Origin of the sequence: Bacillus sp. GMs2/2, from assembly GCF_050172095.1 — a bacterium.
Taxonomy (GTDB): Bacteria; Bacillota; Bacilli; order Bacillales; family Bacillaceae_G; genus Bacillus_A; species Bacillus_A cereus.
In genome coordinates this window covers 1-18,713 of the sequence record NZ_JBNLYE010000022.1, presented here as the reverse complement: position 1 = coordinate 18,713, position 18,713 = coordinate 1, and the positions used below count along the sequence as shown (strand labels likewise).

Below are 18,713 nucleotides of genomic sequence, written 5' to 3'. Positions count from 1 at the left end.
GCGTTTTCATAATAAGATAAAAATATAGAAAACATATAGCTTGGGGGAATTTAAAATGGCTGATATGCAAACTCCATTTGCGTTAATTTTACATGGTGGCAATGCGAGAAGCGCGGCGCTTGAAGCAATTGCTTTTGCAAGACAAGGAGATTTCGGGAATGCCGGTGAAAAGATGAAACTTGCTAGTGAGGAAATTTCAGCAGCGCACCGTATTCAAACGGATTTAATTCAAGAAGAGGCAAGAGGAAATCATGCAGAAATTAGTTTACTGTTAGTGCACGCACAAGATCATTTAATGAATGCAATTACAGTGAAAGAACTGGCTGAAGAATTTATTGCTCTTCATAAACGAGTAGAAGAGAAAGTAACAGTATAAGATGTACATTTTATTATGTTGTGCAGCAGGTATGTCAACGAGTATGGTCGTAAGAAAAATGCAAGAAGAGGCAAAGAAACAGGGGAAGAATTATAAAATTAAGGCGGTTGATTCAGAACTTATGAAACTTGAAATAAAGGAAGCCGATGTCATTTTAATCGGTCCACAAGTGAAATATTTATTTCCAGCTGTAGAGTTTCTTGCGAACTCATACAACATACCAGTTGCGATTATAGACCAACGAGATTATGGTATGTGTGATGGTTTGAAAGTGCTTAAGCAAGCAGAACAATTAGTTTTAGCATAATTATATCTTTTTAAATATAAACATTATAATGTTATAAAGTTTATTTCATTCTTTTATAGTAGAGAGAAAGAGGAGGGCTATTGATGAATGGGTTTATGAGTTTTATGGAACAAAAGATTATGCCAACAACGCAAAAGATTGCAGGACAACGACATTTATTAGCAATTCGAAACGGGGTTATTTCTACATTACCGTTAACGATCGTCGGATCATTTTTCGTTATCTTTTTAAATTTACCAATTGATGCATATATGGAATGGATTGCACCGTTTCGCCATATTTTAGATATTCCATTTCGATTTACAGTAGGACTAATGGCATTATACGCAGCGTTTGGTGTAGGGGCTTCGCTCGCGAACTTTTATCAGCTCAATCAGTTAAGTGCAGGGTTATTATCTGTACTCGCCTTTTTACTAGCATCAGTTGAACCAATTCAAATTACGAAAGCTGTACCAGGTGTTATTGATGCAGGTAGATATATTTCAGTAGGAACATTAAGTGCAACGTCTTTATTTGGCGCAATTGTTACAGCATTAATTGCAGTAGAAATTTATCATTTTATGATTAAGCATAATATCTCGATTAAATTACCAGATAGTGTACCACCAGCAGTTTCAAATTCGTTTGCAGCATTAATTCCAACATTAGCAGTTATTCTTTTATTCTGGGGCATTCGCTACGGTTTGAAATTCGATGTAAATACAACAATTACATATTTAATCGCACCATTAAAATCAGTATTAGTAGGAAATAATTTATTCGGTGGTTTATTAACAGTATTCTTAATCGTGTTTTTCTGGTCATTCGGTATACATGGACCAGCGATTTTAGGACCAATTATTCGTCCGATGTGGGATTCAGCAATTCTTGAAAATATGGAAGTATTCACGGCTACAGGAAATGCACATCAGTTACCAAACTTATTTACAGAGCAGTTCATTCAATGGTTCGTATGGATTGGCGGATCAGGCTCAACGTTAGCTTTAGTTATTATGTTTATGTTCTCTAAATCTAAGTTCTTAAAAGAGTTAGGTAGATTATCATTCGTGCCAGGCTTATTCAATATTAACGAACCAATTATTTTCGGTGCACCAATTGTAATGAACCCAATCTTAATTATTCCGTTCGTTATTACACCGTTAGTGACAACGACAGTATCATATTTCGCAGTTGTTTCAGGTATGATTCCACTTATGATGGCGAAACTGCCATTTACGATGTTAGCACCAATTGCAGCGGTGATTAGTACGGACTGGACAATTATGGCTGGTGTACTTGTACTTGTTAACTTTGTTATCTCGTTCGTTATTTACTATCCATTCTTCAAAATGTATGAGAAACAACAATTAGCAGGAGAGGAGAAAACAGAATGCTCGGAGCAATTATCATCTTAATTACATTCGTGGTCGGACAGTGTATTGCCCATTATTCGAAATGGGTACAAAGTAAATCTTTATTAGTGTTACTATTAGTATCAGTTTTATTTATCGGTTGTTCAATGGGTGCATATGTAATGTTAGGATTGCAATCACCGTACGTAATTATTGTACCGACAATTTTATGTGCAACGTGTTTATCTGCAAAATATAGATTTACGAGCATGGCATTAATACAACGTGTGAAGGAGATGCAAAAGCATGGAGCGTAAATTAGGAATTTCACTTTATCCAGAACATTCAACGAAAGAAAAAGATATGGCTTATATTTCCGCAGCGGCACGACACGGTTTTTCAAGAATATTTACTTGTTTGTTATCTGTGAATCGTCCGAAAGAAGAAATTGTAGCTGAATTTAAAGAGATTATCAATCACGCAAAAGATAACAATATGGAAGTTATTTTAGATGTAGCTCCGGCTGTGTTTGATCAGCTTGGTATTAGTTATAGCGATTTATCATTCTTCGCGGAGTTAGGCGCAGACGGTATTCGTTTAGATGTAGGCTTCGACGGGTTAACTGAAGCGAAAATGACGAATAATCCGTACGGTTTAAAAATTGAGTTAAATGTAAGTAACGATATTGCGTACTTAGAAAATATTCTTTCGCATCAAGCGAATAAATCAGCTTTAATTGGTTGCCATAATTTTTATCCGCAAAAATTCACTGGTCTTCCGTACGATTATTTCATTCGCTGTAGTGAACGCTTTAAAAAGCATGGTATTCGCAGTGCAGCTTTTATTACATCACATGCCGCAAACATCGGTCCATGGGATATTAACGACGGATTATGTACGTTAGAAGAGCATCGTAATTTACCAATTGAAGTACAAGCGAAGCATTTATGGGCAACAGGGCTAATCGATGATGTCATTATCGGAAATGCTTATGCGAGTGAGGAAGAGTTAGAGAAACTAGGAAACTTAAATCGCTACATGTTACAGCTAAAGGTACACTTTGTAGACGAAGCGACTGAAGTAGAAAAGAGAGCCACGCTGCAAGAATTACACGTAAGACGCGGCGACATAACAGAGTATATGATACGTTCTACAGAAGTGCGTAAAAAATATAAAGACTATGACTTCCCAGTGCGCGAAAGTGTGCTACAGGAAAGAGGGCAAGTTGTAATTGGAAACAATTCATTTGGTAAGTATAAAGGTGAACTGCAAATTATTCTGAAAGAAATGCCGATAGATGAACGGAAAAATATCGTCGGTACAATTGCGGAAGAGGAGTTATTCTTACTAGATTATGTAGGAGCTTGGACGCAGTTTACTTGTGTGGAATAGGGAAGATAGGGGGCGTTCCAAATTTTGGACCGCCTTTTTAATATTAAAGTACTTTTAACGTCAAAATTTGTCGGTAAATCGACATCTCTTGTCGAATCGTTGATATATTATAAATTACGATAGATATATTCGGAAAATCGTTGATATATTGTAGGTTACGATAGATATATTTGAAAAATCGTTGATATAATTTCATTTACTATGTCATTTTTCAGTAGTTTAATAGAGTAAAAAAGAGCCAGCCTCAACGATGAGACTGACTCTTTTTTACTAACTAGTTTAAAACTTTCACTGTAACTGTTTTACGTCCCCAGCTACTTGATGTACCTTTATCTGGCATTAAAACGTCGATTTTATTACCTTTAATAGCTCCACCAGTATCACCAGCGATTGCTACTCCGTAACCTTCAACCCATACTTTTGAACCTAATGGAATTACACTTGGATCAACTGCAATAAGTTTCATGTTTGGATTAGCTGTTAAGTTATGACCTAAAGCTGATTTTACTTGGTCGCCTGCTTTATAACCATTTTCAAGTGGATCTGCTGTGTAAGCTGTTGCTACAACACGTAACTCACGAGAAGATGATGGTGCACTTGTTTCAGTTTCTTTTGCAACAGGTTGTTGTGTAGCTGGTTTTTGAGCTTTAGCCGCTTCACGAGCTTTAGCTGCTTCTTGAGCTTTAGCCGCTTCACGAGCTTCAGCTGCTTCTTGAGCCTTAGCTTCTTGAGCTTTAGCCGCTTCACGAGCTTTGGCTGCTTCTTGAGCCTTAGCCGCTGCTTGAGCTTCAGCATCTGCTTGAGCTTTAGCAGCTTCACGAGCTTTAGCCGCCTCTTGAGCTTTAACTTCTGCTTGAGCTTCAGCATCTGCCTGAGCTTTAGCTGCTTCTTGAGCCTTAGCAGCTTCACGAGCTTTAGCAGCTTCTTGAGCTTTAACTTCTGCTTGAGCTTCAGCTGCTTCGCGAGCTTTAGTTGCTTCTTGAGCTTTAGCTTTTGCTTGAGTTTCAGCTACTTCTTGAGCTTTAGCCGCTTCACGAACTTTAGCTGTATCTTGAACTGTAGTCGTTTTTTCAACTTTAGCTACTGGTTGAACTTTAACTGGTGCTTTACCTGTTAAGTAAGGAACATGAACATAAGCTGTTTTTCCGTTATATTCAAATTGAATCCAATCATTTTGTACTTGGTGTGTTGTTTCAATTATATCATCTTTTTTCAACTTACCAAGAATCTCTGAGTCTGTGTTTGCTCCAGCACGTACGTTTAATACGTTTGCTGTTACGTAGTAAGTGTCTTTTGTATAGTCAGCGCTTATGAAAGCTTCTTTACCGCTATTCAATTGAACTTTTGACCAACCATTTTCTGTATGTAAAACATTTACTTTATATCCATCTAATAATTTTCCTACAACTTTTGATTCAGTAGTTGGGTTTTCTCGTACGTTTAGTACGTCAGTCGTTACGATTGTTTCTGCTTTAGCAGATGTTGTGAAAATCCCAAGACCAAAAACCGCTGCTGTTGCTATACCCATAAATTTTTTCATAATAGCCTCCATTGCATTTGTTTTCGTTGACCTCATTATAGCAACCATTATTTTCTTATTTGCGAAAAACATAAAATTACAAAGCTTTCGTAACGGGGCATTAATATTCTGTAACAATTCCATAAATATCCTGATAGCGCTTCCTTGTTGTTTTTTGGCGTATCAGGGCATATGAAACACAAAATGAGTAGTATTTCAATTACTGTAACGTTAATAATATTACAGTAATATTTCTAAGTGATATCTATAGCGTTACGGAAGTAGCATATTTTACTGTTTGAATGGAAAATTAGTTATAAAACGATAATCTTTTTAGGCGTGAAAATATATAAATGAGGTGAAATTTAATAAAATATCGGTATAATTGTTACAAAATCAGTCGAAGTATGGAAAAAATTACGCCTTGATTTTCGTCTGTTACATAGTATTTTTGCAATAATAGAATTAGATAATAGCCTTAGTACCTATAAATAATGAAGAGTATTAGAATGATAGTTGTAACGTGGAACATATATAATAGAAGAAACTCAATTTAGTAGATAAACAAAAACGTAGGAGTGTAAACTCCTACGTTTTTGTTTATTCATATCGTAAACATTCAATTGGATCCAGTTTGGCAGCTTTGTTAGCTGGTAGTAAACCGAATATAATACCGATTAACATGGAGATACCTACTGCAAGAAGTCCAAGTTCTTTTGAGACAACGAGTGGCCATCCAGCAAAGATTGAGACGATCCAAGCGAAGAAAATACCGAGCATGAATCCGATGAAACCACCAAGTCCTGTTAAAATACAAGATTCGATTAAGAATTGTGTTAATACTTTACCACGTGTTGCACCAAGTGCTTTACGAATACCAATCTCACGTGTACGTTCTGTTACAGATACGAGCATAATGTTCATTACACCGATACCACCAACAAGTAAGGAGATAGCAGCAATACCACCAAATACCATTTTCATCATACCGATTGATTCGTCTAGTTGTTTCGTAAATTCACCTAAGTCTTGTGCTTCGAATTTGTGCTCAAATTTAGGAGCTTTCATTTCGTTTAAGACAGAAACGGCTTGTTTTTCTACACTTTTACGTTCTGTCGGAGAGGTCATTGTTAATCTTACAGAGTCATACTCATTTACTCCTGAAATGACAGGTGCATTTTCAAGTGATGTATAACCTTCAGGCATAGGCATTCCAAAGTCGTTTTTCGTTTCGTATACACCAACTATTTTATACGGCTTTCCTTTTATATCTGTGTATTGATTTGATTCCCAACCACTACTAAATAATTTGTTGAAAGCTTCTTCATTTAATATAACAGCAGGGATTGCTTGGTTTAGTTCACTGTCATTTAATTCACGACCGTGAACTAATTTTATTTTCGAATCTGTCATAAAGGCGCCTGTTCCACCTTTTAAATCAAGATTTACATCTTTTGAACCAGCAGATGCTTTTACTTTCATACTTACGTCTGGATACACATCTTTAACGCCTGGTACAGTTTGCAGACGGTTTAGCATATCAGGTGTGATTTTGGCACTATCTGTTCCGTAATCAGGATTGTTGTAGTAAATCGTTACTTCGTTATCTTTTCCTTGGCCTAATTCTTTTTTAAACTTTGCGTTTGTACCATCACCCATTGAAATGATAGTAATAATGGCACTAATACCGATAATAATACCTAACATCGTTAAAATAGAACGCATTTTATGAGCAAAGATAGAGGAAAGGGCCATGCGTATATTTTCACTCGTATTCAAAATTAACCTCTCCAATCTTGGACGATATTTCCGTCACGAATTACAATTTGACGTGCTGCAGCTTCCCCGATTTCACGGTCATGGGTAATCATAATAATTGTTGAGCCTTGTTTATTTAATTCGTAAAAGAGGTCCATAATTTGTGTACTCGTTTTCGTATCAAGTGCCCCCGTCGGTTCATCGGCTAAAATGAACTTTGGGTTATTTACGATTGCACGTGCAACAGCGACACGCTGCTTTTGTCCACCTGATAATTCGTTCGGTAAGTGAGTAGCGCGATCAGCTAAACCGACTTTTGTTAAAGCAGCTAATGAGCGCTCGCGTCTTTCTTTTTTATCGACTCCAGCGTAAATAAGAGGTAGTTCTACATTTTGAAGCGCTGTAAGTCTCGGTAATAACATGAAGTTTTGGAATACGAATCCGATCTCTTTATTACGTACGTGTGCAAGTTCTGTTTCAGTCATGTTTGAAATATTTTGACCGGCTAGTTCGTACGTACCTGTCGTCGGTTTATCTAAGCAACCGATAATGTTCATTAATGTTGATTTACCAGAACCAGAAGGTCCCATAATAGAAGTGAATTCTCCTTGGTTCAGTGTTACGTCAATTCCGTGTAATATTTGAACGGATTCTGCACCATTTTGGAAGGATTTCGTGATGCCTTTTAAGTTAATCACTGGGCGACAACCTCCATACCATCTTTTAAGTCTTTTTCAGGTTTAGAGATAATTTCCTCTCCTTTTTTCACTCCAGAAACTTTTGCTTCGCTATCAGTCTCGAATTCAACAGTAACTGCTTGTTCTTTCGCCTTACCGTCTTTTACAACGAAGACAACATTTTTGTCACCTTTTTTCACGATACTGCTTTTCGGAACAATTGTACCAGTTGCTTCGCCAGATTTACTTGTTACGTAAACGTGGAAGCCGTTTTGTAATTCGTCACTATTATCTAATGTGACAGTGAATTGATAGTTAGAAACAGTTTTATTTTCATCCATGCTCTTTAATGGTGTAGAACCGATTTCTGTTACTTTTCCTGTCCAAGTCTTACCAGCGACAGTTTTTGATGAAATAGTTACTTCTTGCCCAACTTTCATACTAGCAAGCTCATATTCAGAAAGTTGACCTTTTACTTTAAATTGACCAGCGTGACGAAGAGTAATTCCGCTCATACCTGTTTTTTCGTCAGCAGTTTTTACGATATCATCAATTACGCCATCAGCAGGACTTGTTACAGAAAGAGTGTTTACTTTCTCTTTTGCTGCTTTAATCATTTCATCAGCTTTTTCAACTTCAAACTTTTTCATTTCAAATTGTGATTCTAATTGCCCAACTTCAGCTTCTGATGCTTTTAATGCTTCAGCAGGAAGGCCTGCATTTTTATCTTTTTGTAATTTTTGTTTCGCCGCATCAATTTGTTTTTGGAACAACGTTACTTCTTTTTGGGCGATTTTCTTTTGCATTTCTGCTTCTGTTACACCTTGTTTAGCAGTCGGGTCATTGTATTTAAATAGAAGCTGACCTTTTTTCACTTCATCGCCTTTTTTTACAGCTAATTCATATGTTCCTTTTGTTGGATCGAATGAAATAGTTTCAATTCCATTTGGAATAACTTCGCCACCAAATTTTTGCGCGTTTTGGATTTGTTTTTCAGTTACTTTATATCCGCTATATGCCATTGCTACTTCTGAACCGCCCCCAGCAAATGCAAAGTATGATCCAGCTGCAATTCCGATTGCTACTACACTAGTAATTAACACCTTATTTTTCTTTTTCATCTATTTATCACCTTTTCGTTCGTTTTAGTATCTACATTAAGTATAGAAGAGGTGAAGAATCTGACAAATCGTTTTAGCTTACAATAACCTTACAGTTTTGTAAGGTATGAATATGTAAATGTAAGGTAGAGGTTGTCCTATTGTAAGCAAATGAATTGACTCGTTGTTTCTTTCTTACAATAATATTGTATGAAGGAGAGGAGGAAGGAAGATGGAAGCTTATTTTAGTGCGCATCCATTAAAACCGTTTATTCCATACTCAAGGCAACATGCCATTATATTATTTATTATGTTGGTGGGGATATTTTTTCTGTATCAATACCAAGATTTATTACGTCAAAATGAGTGGAATATAACGGTTCGATATGCGATTGCATTTTTATTTATAGGTAGTGAAATTGGGCTTCATATGTGGGAGTGGAAAGCGGGGATTTTTGAGCTAGCTACTTCATTACCGTTTGAGTTATGTACAATTAGTTTGTTGTTAGCGTCGATTATGATTGTAACGAAAAGTTATCGAATATATGAGATTGTATTTTTTACGGGAGTTATTGGTGCATCACAAGCCATTTTAACACCAAATTTGCAATATGCTTTTCCGCATTTTCGTTTCATTGAATATTTTATCGCGCATGTATTGCTTATTTGGGCACCACTCTTTATGACTTGGGTGGAAGGCTATAGACCGACCTTGCAATCTATTAAGCGTACGATGATATTTTTAAACATATTGATTCCGCTTGTTTCGTTTGTGAATTACAAAACAGGTGGTAATTATATGTTTTTAGCTCATAAGCCAGAAACAGCTTCATTACTCGATATGTTAGGGCCGCATCCTTACTATATTATTTCATTAGAAATAGCTGCGCTTATTGGATGTTTCATTTTGTATATGCCGTTTGCGAAAAGAGAAAGGCATGCGCATAAAGAATCACTAGGATCATAGCCTAGTGATTTTTCGTCTTTAAAATATTTACAATTCAGAAAATTAAGAATAAAATTAAGAGGTAAATTATAGAGAGAGAAGGGCGAAAATGGTCAAAAAGGTATTTTTGAATGGGATGGAAGTGACGATTCAATTTCTTATTTCGATTTTGGGGATTATTTGTTTAGGAGCACTGCCGAAATTATTTTATGGATTTGAGCTGCATGCATCAGAGTACATACAGAGTTTAAAAGAAGTGTTTGTGAACTTAATGGATATTTCCAATTTGCAATATGTGAAAGGTAAATTTTTATTTCCGCAGCTGTTCGTCCATTATAAAGAAACGATTATTATTTTTTTGGCTGCTTTTTTTATTTCATTATTTGTAGCATTTTGTATCGTTTATGTAATTATGAGTAGTTCACCGCGTATACAACATCGAATTAAATCATTTCTTATCTTCCTAGAATCCATTCCAGATATTCTTCTTATTTTAGTATCACAAATTTTAGTTGTATGGTTTTTTAAACAAACAGGTTTTTTACCTTTTCAAATTGCTTCAATTGGAGGCGAGTCGATTAGGGGGTTGCCAATATTGTGTTTGAGCATCCCGACTACGATTATGTTTGTAAAAATGGTCGTGCTTCGTTTTGAAAATGAACTAGAAAAAGATTATGTACTATTTGCTAAGGCGAAAGGTTTAGGGCGCTTTCATATTTTAAATCGTCATATTTTACGAAATGTGTTGCTTAGTACATTATTCTTTGCAAAAACGAATATCTTTTTTATGTTATCTAATTTATATATTATAGAATGGATTTTTAATACGGGTGGTATTTTTATGTTTTTGAAATCGTATTTTGGTATTAGAGTTGAGGTTTTCATCGTTAGTGTGCTTCTTATATATATTCCGATTTTTATTTTATTTAAATTGTTTCATTATCTCATTCCGGCTGCGATGAAGGAGAGATTATAATATGTGGACGTATATAAAACGTGATAAAAGATTTTGGATAAGCATTGGGTTTCTTCTCCTATTAGTTCTTTTGAGCATCGGAAATACGTTATGGAATGATGGACATATTAGACAAGTTACATTGCAATATGATGCGGATGAAAATCCACAAGTGCCACCGTTTCCACCTTCATTCCAATTTTTACTCGGGACAGACCGGAAAGGGTATGACCTGTTACATTTAGTCATTGAGGGCGCGAAGTGGACGATTGGTATATCTATTTTAATTGCGGCACTTAGAATGGTAATAGGTGTGTTTTTCGGTGTCGTACTCGGAACGTATATAAAAAGAGGATTTTCAAAAATTGAGGCTTTCTTTGATAGTTTTACAGTTATTCCGACAGTTATGATTGCGTATTTTTTTCTTCAATCTGCAAATGCATTTGGAAGCGGAGAGGAGACAACAACCTTTTTTGAAAGGGCTTCGTTTCAAGTGGTATTACTTGTACTGCTTGTAATGCCAGTTATTGCACTGTATGTTGCGAAGGAAGTTCGTAAATTGCGAACGGAAGAATTTGTTGATGCCGCGCGCATATTAGGCGGATCGAGAAGACGTATTGTTATAAAACATCTTTTTCCGCATCTCTATATGACTTTTATACTCGTATTTCTTCAACAGTTTACGCAGAGCCTTACTATTTTACTGCACTTAGGATTACTTGAAGTGTTCTTTGGTGGGACTGTTACGTTTGGTGGACCTATAAAAGAGGTGGAATCTTATACGCATGAATGGTCAGGTTTAATTGGAGTATACTTTAGATCATTAACAGTGCATCCATGGATTCCTCTCGTCCCAATTACATTTTTTGGGCTTACTATTTTTTCAGGAAATATGATTGTGAAAAGTATAGAAGAGGCGATGTTGAAAGTAAGGTTAGGAGGAGAGCTAAAGAAGGATGTTGTAGAAGAGGAACAATCTGTTGTGCAGTCAAAAGAAGAGTTATTTACTTTTAAGCATACGATGTGAAGAGAAAGAAGAAGCAAGCATGGATTTCATGCTTGCTTCTTTTCTTTATTTTGTAGAAACTTCACCTGCAGCTTCTGTTTGCGGAATAAAGTATCCAATTATACCACCGATTATTGCTGGAATGATCCAGCCAATTCCTAAGTTATAAAAAGGAATGGTGTGTACGATATTAGCGATAAAATCTGGTATCATTTCCACATTATCAAGTGCGTGAATACAGCTAATAATAAATGCTGCGATCATCGCTCCGATGTAGACAGAAGGTTTACGTTTCGTATATTTATCGATAAATGATACGAAAATTAAAATGATTGTAATTGGGTACAAAATAATTAATACAGGTAGTGTGATTTTAATTAATAAGCTTAATCCTAAGTTTGAAATAACGAAACTAAAGATACAAACGTATAGCACAAGCTTTTTGTATGAAACATTTGTTAGCACTGTTGTGAAGTAATTTGCAAATGCACTTACAACGCCAATTGCCGTTGTTAAACAAGCGAAGATAATGGCGATACTTAATAAAATATTACCGCTTGTCCCAAAGAATTGATACATAACAGTAGCTAATAGTTGACCACCGTTTTCGAATTGCCCTAAGTTTCCGTTTGAAGCTCCGATATAACCGAGTAAGAAGTAAACAATTGTTAAGAATAGAGCAGCGATACTTCCGCAAATGATTGTATATTTCGCGATAGATTTCTTCTCTTGTATACCGTTTTGACGAATTGCATTTACAACAATTGTTGATAGTACGAGAGCGCCAATTGCATCTAACGTTAAAAATCCTTCAAGAAATCCTTTGAAAAACGGGATGTCTTTATAGTCACCGATAGGTTCTGCAAACGTCCCTGGTGAAAGAATCGCTTTTGTTGCCATAATTGCAATAATTACAAGTAAAATTGGCGTTAATATTTTACCGATATGATCTACTAGCTTGGATGGATTTAATGATAAGAAGTAAACGACTGTAAAGAAAATCGCACTAAAAACTAACATAGAATACCATTGATCTGGGAAAAGTGGTGCAATCCCGATTTCATAAGATACAGATCCAGTTCGTGGAATAACAAATAGTGGGCCGATTGAAAGATAAATAATGATAGCGAATACTGCTGCGAATTTTGGATGAACACGGCTCGCTAAAGTGTTAAAACTACCACCAGCAAGGGCAACAGCAACGATAGCAAGTAAAGATAAACCGACGTCTGTAATAATAAACCCTGTAATGGAAACCCACATATTTTCTCCGGAAGAAAGACCGAGAAGGGGCGGGAAAATCATATTACCAGCACCGAAGAAAACTGCGAATAGTAATAAACTAATCGAAAGTATTTGCGCTGGTTTTAAAGTTGTATGCATATAAAGAAAATCCTCCTAATGAGTGTTTTTGTCGAAAATTCAAATAATTTGTCGAGTAACTGTTATTATTTTAAAGGTCTGATGACTAGAAAGCAATAGGGAATTTTGTAAATATTAAAAAATAATGCATTAAATCGAATAAATATACTATTTATATGTTTAATAGGAAGGATTTAACTTTTAACATAAAAAAACACATATCGCTAGGATACGTGTTTTAAAAAAATATTTTTTTATCGCGTTCTTCTTTTAAAATTTCAACTGCTTCTCGGAAACGTTGTGAATGGACAATTTCTCGTTCACGTAAGAAGCGTAGGCTGTCATTTATATCTGGATCATCTGATAAGTTAATGAGCCATTGATATGTTGCGCGTGCTTTTTCTTCAGCTGCAATATCCTCGTATAGATCGGCAATTGGATCACCTTTAGCCTGTATATAGGTTGCAGTAAATGGAACACCAGCAGCGTTATGGTAATGAAGAGCACTGTCATGATCAGCGTAATGAGGGTCAAGACCAGCAGCTTTCATTTGTTCAGGGGTCGCATCTTTCGTCAGCTTATAAACCATTGTAGCAATCATTTCAAGGTGAGCAAATTCTTCTGTACCAATATCAGTAAGTAGGCCAATGACTTTATCAGGAATTGTATAACGTTGATTTAAGTAACGTAGTGCAGCAGCTAATTCTCCATCTGCACCACCGTATTGCTCGATTAATAATTTTGCAAGTGCGGGATTGCAAGTTCCCACTTTAACTGGGTATTGTAATTTCTTTTCATAAATCCACATAGTTTCTCTCCTTTATATTTGCCATGGCCAAGGACCTTTGCTCCATTCCCAAGGGGCATTAGAATAGCTATTTCCAAACTGTTGGAGTGGTCCGTATTTTTCTTCCATCTTTTGTTTTAATACTCTCCGTTTATAGGAAAAATCATTAAATTGATTAATCGCAGCGGTGTCATCTGGATGTGTATCTAAATAAAGAGTGAGTTCAACTAGTACAAAGTCTAATTCTTGAAGCTCCAGTAAAAGCTGATAGTATTCTTCTGGTAGCGATTGATTCACGTCAGTAGTCACCGCCCTTTTTTATAAGGATTTTCATAATAGTCATAAAAAACAGGCCATAAAGTCCCTTTTTGTAGTGCTTCTTTTGGTGTGAATTGCGGCAAGTTTGGCGGTTGAAAGCCTAAAAATAAATTAGGAGGAGTAGAATAATATTTTTTTCCGATAGGAGGACAAGGATCGAGAGGGCTATGATAGGGCACGAATGATCTCATATATTTATTCACGAATAAACCTCCTTACATGTTCATTACTACGTATTGTATTCAGACATAATGAGCATTTATGACACATATAAAAAAGTAATAGGTACGGGGGGAATGAATGTGGAGACTGTGAAACAATTCATTGTATTGGAAGTAAAGAACTTAAAGGAAACTCTGTATTTTTATGAAGGGATTTTAGGGATAACACCTAGTTCAGAAAGGCCGCAATTAGATATTACAGGGGTTTGGTATGATACTGATTCAACGAGAATTAGTTTTGTGATGAATCGCAGTTTGGGCGGGCGTGAGAAGAGTGTTACGGACTCAGTTGATGTTCTAACCTTTTCAATTTCTAACATAGGGAATGTAAAGAAGAGGTTAGTATTTTATAAAATCGCATATACAGAAAACAAAAGTGAGAAGAGTATGGTGGTACAAGACCCGGATGGATATAAACTTCAAGTGATAGAGAAGGATGAATAGAAGGAGGGGATTTAGTGGAGAGAAATTATGAAGAAAGTGCGTTGTTTGAGCATCAATTTTGGTTAAAGGTACTTACTGATCATGCACAATTTTTACTGGATGCATTAGCTCCGAAGGAAAAAGAGGGTATAAAAAAAGCTACTTACTTTGTTGAAACATTTACGAATTTGTTAAATAAAGTTCGGAATGTGAATCTGATGGCATTTTCAAAAGAGGCAGAACAAGCCGCTAAGGAGATTCGGGCGTTTAAATTAAATATTATACAGAAACAGCTGGAAGGGAAAATTACGATTCATTTTACGCCAACTTTTATTAATCATATGGTAAACGAAGTGGAAGAGTATATAACAGTTTTAGAGTTTTTGAAGAAAGGGGAAGTTCCGCCTGTTTTTCATGAATTACATTATCATCTCGTTTGGTTAACGGATGCGGCTGGTCATGCAGGCTCTATTTCTGGTGGATTAGATCTTGTTGAAAAAAGATTGAAAGAGAAAAGCGAAGAATTTACGAAGCATTTTGAACAATTTTACTTAAAGGCAGTTGAAATGACAGGGTATTTACGGACAGAGCTGCATCATTTTCCTGCATTAAAGAAGTTTACGAAAGATGTTTCACTTGAATTGAAATTATTTTCGCATTTTTTACATGAAGTGGAAGAGCTCGAGTTATCTCATGAAGTATTAAGTGCATTATCAGCTAGAATGGCAGATCATATGGCAAGAGAAGAATGTTACTACTTATTAAAACTAGCTCAATCGTCTGGACTTGAAATGCCGAAATGTAATCCGCTTTAAAGAAAAAGAGGTCAATTTTATTTGGCCTCTTTTTCTGTTTTATTGTCTCTTTTTATTTTTGCTTGTTCAATGCTTGCCTGTAATGTCTCCATAATATTAATGATGTTCGGAGCTGGAGAGATTGTTTCGGTTTTTTCCTGCTGTTCAATTTTGTTTTCGATTAGTTCGGTAAGGGCTTCTTTATACTCATCTGTATACATCTCTTGTTCAAAAGGATTTGTAAGATGGTGGATTAAATTGATTGCTGCTGTGAGTTCTTGTTTTTGAATCGGATAATTTTCGTTACTTGGTAAGTTAGGTGTATTTGTTATATCGCGAATTTCATTAGGGTAGTGAATAGTTTGTAATATAAGCCCATCTTCAAAGTTACGGATAATAGCTAAATGTTGTTTTTTTCTAATGGAAATATGGATAAGACCAAGTTTATTCGTACGTTCAAGAGCTTCTTTTAATAATAAATATGATTTTTCATGTCCTGGGGTAGGACCTATAAAATAAGAGCGATCATAAAGAACAGAATCGATTTCGTTATTTTGGACAAAAGATATAATACGAATGGATCGTGGTTCATGAGCTTGTTGTAATTCAGTTAATTCTTTTTCATCCATAATAATATATTTATGAGGTGCGTATTCATAGGCTTTTACAATATCGTTATCATCAATTTCTTCATCCGTACAATCGGGAGCGAACTTTTTATATTTAATAGGTGTTAAGCATTCTTTATGAAGACTTAAAAATTTTATGTCGTTTTCTTCTACGGCACTATATAGTTTGATTCCTATATTTAATAGTCCAAGTGAAAGTGCACCTTTCCATACAGTATGCAAATGAAACATCTCCTTTCGTTCAAAAATGATTATGTATATTATGAGATAGTAAGAAATTTCCTATACGTTTTTTGTTTTTTATGGAAGGGATTGGGATATAAAATATATTGACAAGCCCTCTGAAATATTTTAATGTGAGTGTATAAAATTGTGTATAAAGGGGAGTAACTTATTACAGTAAAGTCGTCATTACAGGGAGAAACCCTCGGCTTTATTGGCAACGTTTCGTTGTTAGTGAGACCTTTACCAGCAATGGTAAAGGCCCCTTTCTGTCTTTTTGAGGACCCTTACCATATTTGGTAGGGTCCTTTTCGTATACAAAGAGAGGAGATATAAAAATGAAAAAACTTATTAGTAGATTAAGAGTTGTATTTCATGTTCGCCGATTTGTTCCATTCCTATTTGACTTTTTTACTTCAAAAGAGGTTTCAATAAAGAAGAAAATTTTATCTGTTGCTTTTTTAGTTGGTTATGTTGCGATGCCGCTTGATTTAATTCCAGACTTCCTACCGTTTATCGGTATTTTAGATGATATTGGAATTGTGTTATTTATTTTGAACCGAATTGTAAAAATGGCGCCAGTTCAATTACAAGAAAAGCATAACGTAAACGTAGGATAGGAGTTAAAATATGGAGCAAATGATTTTAGATATAATCGAGTTTTTAAAGCAGTTTTCTTATTTTGGAGTTGTATTGGCTTTAACGTTCGAATTTATTCCGGCAGAAGTTGTTTTGCCTATGGTTGGGTATTGGGTATACGAGGGAGATATGAATTTTTGGCTAGCTGTATTAGCTGGAACACTTGGCGGAACGACAGGACCGTTAACGTTATACGCACTTGGTTATTATGGTGGTCGTCCGCTATTAATAAAATACGGAAAATACTTCTTTATTAAAGAAGAACAAATTCAAAAAGCAGATGATTTCTTTGAGAAATATGGACCAGTTGTAGCATTTGTTGGACGCTTTGTACCAGGGGTTCGAACGCTTATTTCTGTTCCGTGTGGTATGGCGAAAATGAACATATGGAAATTTAGTATATATACATTTGTAGCAATGTTCCCGTTAACGACTTTGTATGTTTATTTTGGAATGAAATTAGGTCCGCATTGGGAAAAAGCAGCGGATGTTGTTGGACAATATATGCTACCGATATTAGGAGGCGTTATTCTTATTGTTGCTAGTATCTTTGTCTATAAATATATGAAGAAAAGAAACAAAACGGAATCTATCTAGTCATTTGAATATTTTTTGAAAATAGATGAATAGTACAGGCAAAAGACTCTGAGGGACATACACATATAGGGAATATAAAAGAGAGAGGGGAAACAACTATGTCTTGTGAGTGCTCAGGGTCAGCATTAACTTGTTGTCCAGATAAAAATTATGTGCAAGATAAAGTGTGTAGTCCGTGGTCTGCTACTGTAGTTGCAACAGCAATTGATAATGTTCTCTATACAAATAATATTAACCAAAACGTAGTTGGTACTGGTTTTGTTAAATATGATGTTGGACCAGGCCCAATTACTGTGGAAGCGCTTGATTCTGCTGGGGGTACAATTGATACACAAACATTAAACCCAGGAACGAGTATTGCTTTTACGTATCGTCGCTTTGATAGTATACAAGTTGTGTTACCTGCAACACCTGCTGGAACGTATCAGGGAGAATTTTGTATTACAACACGTTATCCACTTTCATAGCAGAATAGGAGAGGATCGAAATGGGAATGAGAAGTTCCAGTTTGTCTTGTTGTTCTAATAAAACACTTGTGCAAGACCAAGTATGTACAGACTGGTCTATTACAGGTGCTGGTACTCAAATTGTATATACAAATAATATCACGCAAGAAGTATATGGTTCAGGTTACGTGAAATATGATGTAGGTGCGAACCCGATTACAGTTGATTTTTTAGTTGGAGCTACAGTAATTGATACAATTACTGTACAACCGCAAAGTAGTGGTACTTTCACTGTCCGATATTTTACGACTGTTCGAATTACTACGACAGGAACAACTGTTAATCAAGGAGAGTTTTGTATTACTGTACGTTATCCGATTTCATAAAAAAGCATACCGTAAATGGTATGCTTTTTTATTGAGAAAGCAATGAAATTGGTATTCTATAAGCAACATGTAAATTCGCAACAGTACTTACCTTCTAAATATAGTGAAGGGTTACTTTGTATATTGATAATACTGACTGACTCTAAGTCTTTTCCTGTGTAAGATATTGTATTACCAGGAAACACAGTGAAAACATTAGTTACTGCTCCAACAATTTGAATCATAATTGCTTCCGTGCTGCTAGTACTATTGTAAACCGAGACAGTACCTGATATAAGTAGTATCCCATCACTTTGCCACAGTATCATTGATTGTGATCCATCTTTGACAGAGGGGATGGTGTTATTCGTTATGAGGAAATTTCCTGCAAATTCATTTGTTACTCGTTCACAATTTGGATTTGGAGGAGGGGGCGGTGGACAAGGGTCTGGATAAATGATAGATAAAGGAGCGAAACAGCCAATATTTTTTTTGTTCTTCAATACAGCCCCTCCTTTTAAGTTGTCTTTTATTACTATTAAA

The 18,713-nt window shown here is 35.7% G+C and carries 24 protein-coding genes; 14 read left to right on the top strand and 10 right to left on the bottom strand.

The features are described from left to right. Window positions 1–55: 55 nt before the first annotated feature. The 5 genes from ACQGS6_RS05950 to ACQGS6_RS05930 all read left to right on the top strand — a co-directional run bounded on the left by ACQGS6_RS05950 (window position 56) and on the right by ACQGS6_RS05930 (window position 3,406). Window positions 56–376, top strand: a complete 321-nt coding sequence (locus tag ACQGS6_RS05950; RefSeq protein ID WP_000774631.1) for a PTS lactose/cellobiose transporter subunit IIA — start codon at window positions 56–58, stop codon at window positions 374–376. A gap of 1 nt (window position 377) precedes the next feature. Further along, the gene (locus ACQGS6_RS05945) at window positions 378–683 is read left to right on the top strand and encodes a PTS sugar transporter subunit IIB (RefSeq protein WP_426964958.1); all 306 of its coding nucleotides are present in this window, start codon (window positions 378–380) and stop codon (window positions 681–683) included. 83 nt (window positions 684–766) lie between these two features. Further along, window positions 767–2,077, top strand: coding sequence for a PTS sugar transporter subunit IIC (locus tag ACQGS6_RS05940; RefSeq protein ID WP_001013053.1), 1,311 nt, complete (start codon window positions 767–769; stop codon window positions 2,075–2,077). Then, the gene (locus tag ACQGS6_RS05935) at window positions 2,053–2,331 is read left to right on the top strand and encodes a hypothetical protein (RefSeq protein WP_000900048.1); all 279 of its coding nucleotides are present in this window, start codon (window positions 2,053–2,055) and stop codon (window positions 2,329–2,331) included. The genes ACQGS6_RS05940 and ACQGS6_RS05935 overlap by 25 nt, the downstream gene beginning before the upstream one ends. Next, the gene (locus ACQGS6_RS05930) at window positions 2,321–3,406 is read left to right on the top strand and encodes a DUF871 domain-containing protein (RefSeq protein ID WP_426964957.1); all 1,086 of its coding nucleotides are present in this window, start codon (window positions 2,321–2,323) and stop codon (window positions 3,404–3,406) included. The genes ACQGS6_RS05935 and ACQGS6_RS05930 overlap by 11 nt, the downstream gene beginning before the upstream one ends. Before the next feature lie 274 nt (window positions 3,407–3,680). Here ACQGS6_RS05930 and entC read toward each other — a convergent pair whose 3' ends face one another. The 4 genes from entC to ACQGS6_RS05910 form a co-directional block, all read right to left on the bottom strand. Further along, window positions 3,681–5,069 (bottom strand): cell wall-binding protein EntC, encoded by a 1,389-nt coding sequence (gene entC, locus ACQGS6_RS05925; protein ID WP_000421960.1) that lies wholly within the window; start codon window positions 5,067–5,069, stop codon window positions 3,681–3,683. A gap of 456 nt (window positions 5,070–5,525) precedes the next feature. Continuing rightward, a complete protein-coding gene (locus ACQGS6_RS05920) occupies window positions 5,526–6,680 on the bottom strand; it encodes an ABC transporter permease (RefSeq protein ID WP_001986269.1) in 1,155 nt (384 codons plus the stop codon). A 26-nt stretch (window positions 6,681–6,706) separates the two neighbouring features. Further along, window positions 6,707–7,381, bottom strand: coding sequence for an ABC transporter ATP-binding protein (locus tag ACQGS6_RS05915; protein ID WP_000609104.1), 675 nt, complete (start codon window positions 7,379–7,381; stop codon window positions 6,707–6,709). After that, window positions 7,378–8,481 (bottom strand): efflux RND transporter periplasmic adaptor subunit, encoded by a 1,104-nt coding sequence (locus ACQGS6_RS05910; protein ID WP_426964955.1) that lies wholly within the window; start codon window positions 8,479–8,481, stop codon window positions 7,378–7,380. Before ACQGS6_RS05910 ends, ACQGS6_RS05915 begins: the two co-directional genes overlap by 4 nt. Before the next feature lie 211 nt (window positions 8,482–8,692). On the opposite strand from ACQGS6_RS05910, the gene ACQGS6_RS05905 reads away from it, so the two are divergent. The 3 genes from ACQGS6_RS05905 to ACQGS6_RS05895 all read left to right on the top strand — a co-directional run bounded on the left by ACQGS6_RS05905 (window position 8,693) and on the right by ACQGS6_RS05895 (window position 11,388). After that, entirely contained in the window at window positions 8,693–9,427 is a 735-nt protein-coding gene (locus ACQGS6_RS05905) for a TIGR02206 family membrane protein (protein WP_000388681.1), read from the top strand. Window positions 9,428–9,515: 88 nt separating this feature from the next. Then, window positions 9,516–10,382 (top strand): ABC transporter permease subunit, encoded by an 867-nt coding sequence (locus ACQGS6_RS05900; RefSeq protein WP_000239675.1) that lies wholly within the window; start codon window positions 9,516–9,518, stop codon window positions 10,380–10,382. A gap of 1 nt (window position 10,383) precedes the next feature. Further along, window positions 10,384–11,388, top strand: coding sequence for an ABC transporter permease (locus ACQGS6_RS05895; protein WP_000269948.1), 1,005 nt, complete (start codon window positions 10,384–10,386; stop codon window positions 11,386–11,388). Window positions 11,389–11,433: 45 nt separating this feature from the next. Here the strand turns inward: ACQGS6_RS05895 and brnQ2 are convergent, their stop codons facing one another. The 4 genes from brnQ2 to ACQGS6_RS05875 form a co-directional block, all read right to left on the bottom strand. After that, window positions 11,434–12,750 (bottom strand): branched-chain amino acid transport system II carrier protein BrnQ2, encoded by a 1,317-nt coding sequence (gene brnQ2 / locus ACQGS6_RS05890; RefSeq protein ID WP_000557552.1) that lies wholly within the window; start codon window positions 12,748–12,750, stop codon window positions 11,434–11,436. A 217-nt stretch (window positions 12,751–12,967) separates the two neighbouring features. Next, window positions 12,968–13,537: a spore coat protein CotJC gene (gene cotJC, locus ACQGS6_RS05885; RefSeq protein ID WP_000265273.1), complete on the bottom strand. Its 570-nt coding sequence runs from the start codon at window positions 13,535–13,537 to the stop codon at window positions 12,968–12,970. Between the two features lie 12 nt (window positions 13,538–13,549). After that, window positions 13,550–13,813: a spore coat protein CotJB gene (locus ACQGS6_RS05880; RefSeq protein WP_001076510.1), complete on the bottom strand. Its 264-nt coding sequence runs from the start codon at window positions 13,811–13,813 to the stop codon at window positions 13,550–13,552. 8 nt (window positions 13,814–13,821) lie between these two features. Next, the gene (locus ACQGS6_RS05875) at window positions 13,822–14,037 is read right to left on the bottom strand and encodes a spore coat associated protein CotJA (RefSeq protein WP_001046257.1); all 216 of its coding nucleotides are present in this window, start codon (window positions 14,035–14,037) and stop codon (window positions 13,822–13,824) included. A 48-nt stretch (window positions 14,038–14,085) separates the two neighbouring features. On the opposite strand from ACQGS6_RS05875, the gene ACQGS6_RS05870 reads away from it, so the two are divergent. Beyond that, entirely contained in the window at window positions 14,086–14,499 is a 414-nt protein-coding gene (locus tag ACQGS6_RS05870; protein ID WP_242785399.1) for a VOC family protein, read from the top strand. A gap of 14 nt (window positions 14,500–14,513) precedes the next feature. Then, window positions 14,514–15,293 carry a DUF2935 domain-containing protein gene (locus tag ACQGS6_RS05865; protein WP_426964954.1) on the top strand — a complete coding sequence of 260 codons (780 nt, stop codon included), beginning with the start codon at window positions 14,514–14,516 and terminating at the stop codon, window positions 15,291–15,293. A gap of 17 nt (window positions 15,294–15,310) precedes the next feature. Here the strand turns inward: ACQGS6_RS05865 and ACQGS6_RS05860 are convergent, their stop codons facing one another. Then, complete coding sequence (locus ACQGS6_RS05860; RefSeq protein ID WP_242785400.1) at window positions 15,311–16,123, bottom strand: Ku protein; 813 nt, start codon at window positions 16,121–16,123, stop codon at window positions 15,311–15,313. A gap of 338 nt (window positions 16,124–16,461) precedes the next feature. Between ACQGS6_RS05860 and ACQGS6_RS05855 the strand changes: the two genes are divergently transcribed. The 4 genes from ACQGS6_RS05855 (at window position 16,462) to ACQGS6_RS05840 (ending at window position 18,191) form a co-directional block, all read left to right on the top strand. Beyond that, a complete protein-coding gene (locus ACQGS6_RS05855; protein WP_000733852.1) occupies window positions 16,462–16,743 on the top strand; it encodes a YkvA family protein in 282 nt (93 codons plus the stop codon). A 10-nt stretch (window positions 16,744–16,753) separates the two neighbouring features. Continuing rightward, the gene (locus ACQGS6_RS05850) at window positions 16,754–17,359 is read left to right on the top strand and encodes a DedA family protein (protein WP_000437066.1); all 606 of its coding nucleotides are present in this window, start codon (window positions 16,754–16,756) and stop codon (window positions 17,357–17,359) included. A gap of 98 nt (window positions 17,360–17,457) precedes the next feature. Further along, window positions 17,458–17,826: a DUF3992 domain-containing protein gene (locus tag ACQGS6_RS05845; protein WP_001277540.1), complete on the top strand. Its 369-nt coding sequence runs from the start codon at window positions 17,458–17,460 to the stop codon at window positions 17,824–17,826. 20 nt (window positions 17,827–17,846) lie between these two features. Continuing rightward, window positions 17,847–18,191 carry a DUF3992 domain-containing protein gene (locus ACQGS6_RS05840; RefSeq protein WP_000525814.1) on the top strand — a complete coding sequence of 115 codons (345 nt, stop codon included), beginning with the start codon at window positions 17,847–17,849 and terminating at the stop codon, window positions 18,189–18,191. Window positions 18,192–18,247: 56 nt separating this feature from the next. Here the strand turns inward: ACQGS6_RS05840 and ACQGS6_RS05835 are convergent, their stop codons facing one another. After that, entirely contained in the window at window positions 18,248–18,673 is a 426-nt protein-coding gene (locus ACQGS6_RS05835) for an S-Ena type endospore appendage (protein WP_025966909.1), read from the bottom strand. Window positions 18,674–18,713 lie beyond the last annotated feature (40 nt).

What these genes read in the sequence shown, in the direction of transcription:
- ACQGS6_RS05950 (WP_000774631.1), top strand. Translation starts at nt 56, where the DNA reads ATGGCTGATATGCAAACTCCATTTGCGTTAATTTTACATGGTGGCAAT.
- ACQGS6_RS05945 (WP_426964958.1), top strand. Translation starts at nt 378, where the DNA reads ATGTACATTTTATTATGTTGTGCAGCAGGTATGTCAACGAGTATGGTC.
- ACQGS6_RS05940 (WP_001013053.1), top strand. Translation starts at nt 767, where the DNA reads ATGAATGGGTTTATGAGTTTTATGGAACAAAAGATTATGCCAACAACG.
- ACQGS6_RS05935 (WP_000900048.1), top strand. Translation starts at nt 2,053, where the DNA reads ATGCTCGGAGCAATTATCATCTTAATTACATTCGTGGTCGGACAGTGT.
- ACQGS6_RS05930 (WP_426964957.1), top strand. Translation starts at nt 2,321, where the DNA reads ATGGAGCGTAAATTAGGAATTTCACTTTATCCAGAACATTCAACGAAA.
- entC (WP_000421960.1), bottom strand. Translation starts at nt 5,069, where the DNA reads ATGGAATTGTTACAGAATATTAATGCCCCGTTACGAAAGCTTTGTAAT.
- ACQGS6_RS05920 (WP_001986269.1), bottom strand. Translation starts at nt 6,680, where the DNA reads ATGGCCCTTTCCTCTATCTTTGCTCATAAAATGCGTTCTATTTTAACG.
- ACQGS6_RS05910 (WP_426964955.1), bottom strand. Translation starts at nt 8,481, where the DNA reads ATGAAAAAGAAAAATAAGGTGTTAATTACTAGTGTAGTAGCAATCGGA.
- ACQGS6_RS05905 (WP_000388681.1), top strand. Translation starts at nt 8,693, where the DNA reads ATGGAAGCTTATTTTAGTGCGCATCCATTAAAACCGTTTATTCCATAC.
- ACQGS6_RS05900 (WP_000239675.1), top strand. Translation starts at nt 9,516, where the DNA reads ATGGTCAAAAAGGTATTTTTGAATGGGATGGAAGTGACGATTCAATTT.
- ACQGS6_RS05895 (WP_000269948.1), top strand. Translation starts at nt 10,384, where the DNA reads ATGTGGACGTATATAAAACGTGATAAAAGATTTTGGATAAGCATTGGG.
- brnQ2 (WP_000557552.1), bottom strand. Translation starts at nt 12,750, where the DNA reads ATGCATACAACTTTAAAACCAGCGCAAATACTTTCGATTAGTTTATTA.
- cotJC (WP_000265273.1), bottom strand. Translation starts at nt 13,537, where the DNA reads ATGTGGATTTATGAAAAGAAATTACAATACCCAGTTAAAGTGGGAACT.
- ACQGS6_RS05870 (WP_242785399.1), top strand. Translation starts at nt 14,086, where the DNA reads ATGAGCATTTATGACACATATAAAAAAGTAATAGGTACGGGGGGAATG.
- ACQGS6_RS05855 (WP_000733852.1), top strand. Translation starts at nt 16,462, where the DNA reads ATGAAAAAACTTATTAGTAGATTAAGAGTTGTATTTCATGTTCGCCGA.
- ACQGS6_RS05850 (WP_000437066.1), top strand. Translation starts at nt 16,754, where the DNA reads ATGGAGCAAATGATTTTAGATATAATCGAGTTTTTAAAGCAGTTTTCT.
- ACQGS6_RS05845 (WP_001277540.1), top strand. Translation starts at nt 17,458, where the DNA reads ATGTCTTGTGAGTGCTCAGGGTCAGCATTAACTTGTTGTCCAGATAAA.
- ACQGS6_RS05840 (WP_000525814.1), top strand. Translation starts at nt 17,847, where the DNA reads ATGGGAATGAGAAGTTCCAGTTTGTCTTGTTGTTCTAATAAAACACTT.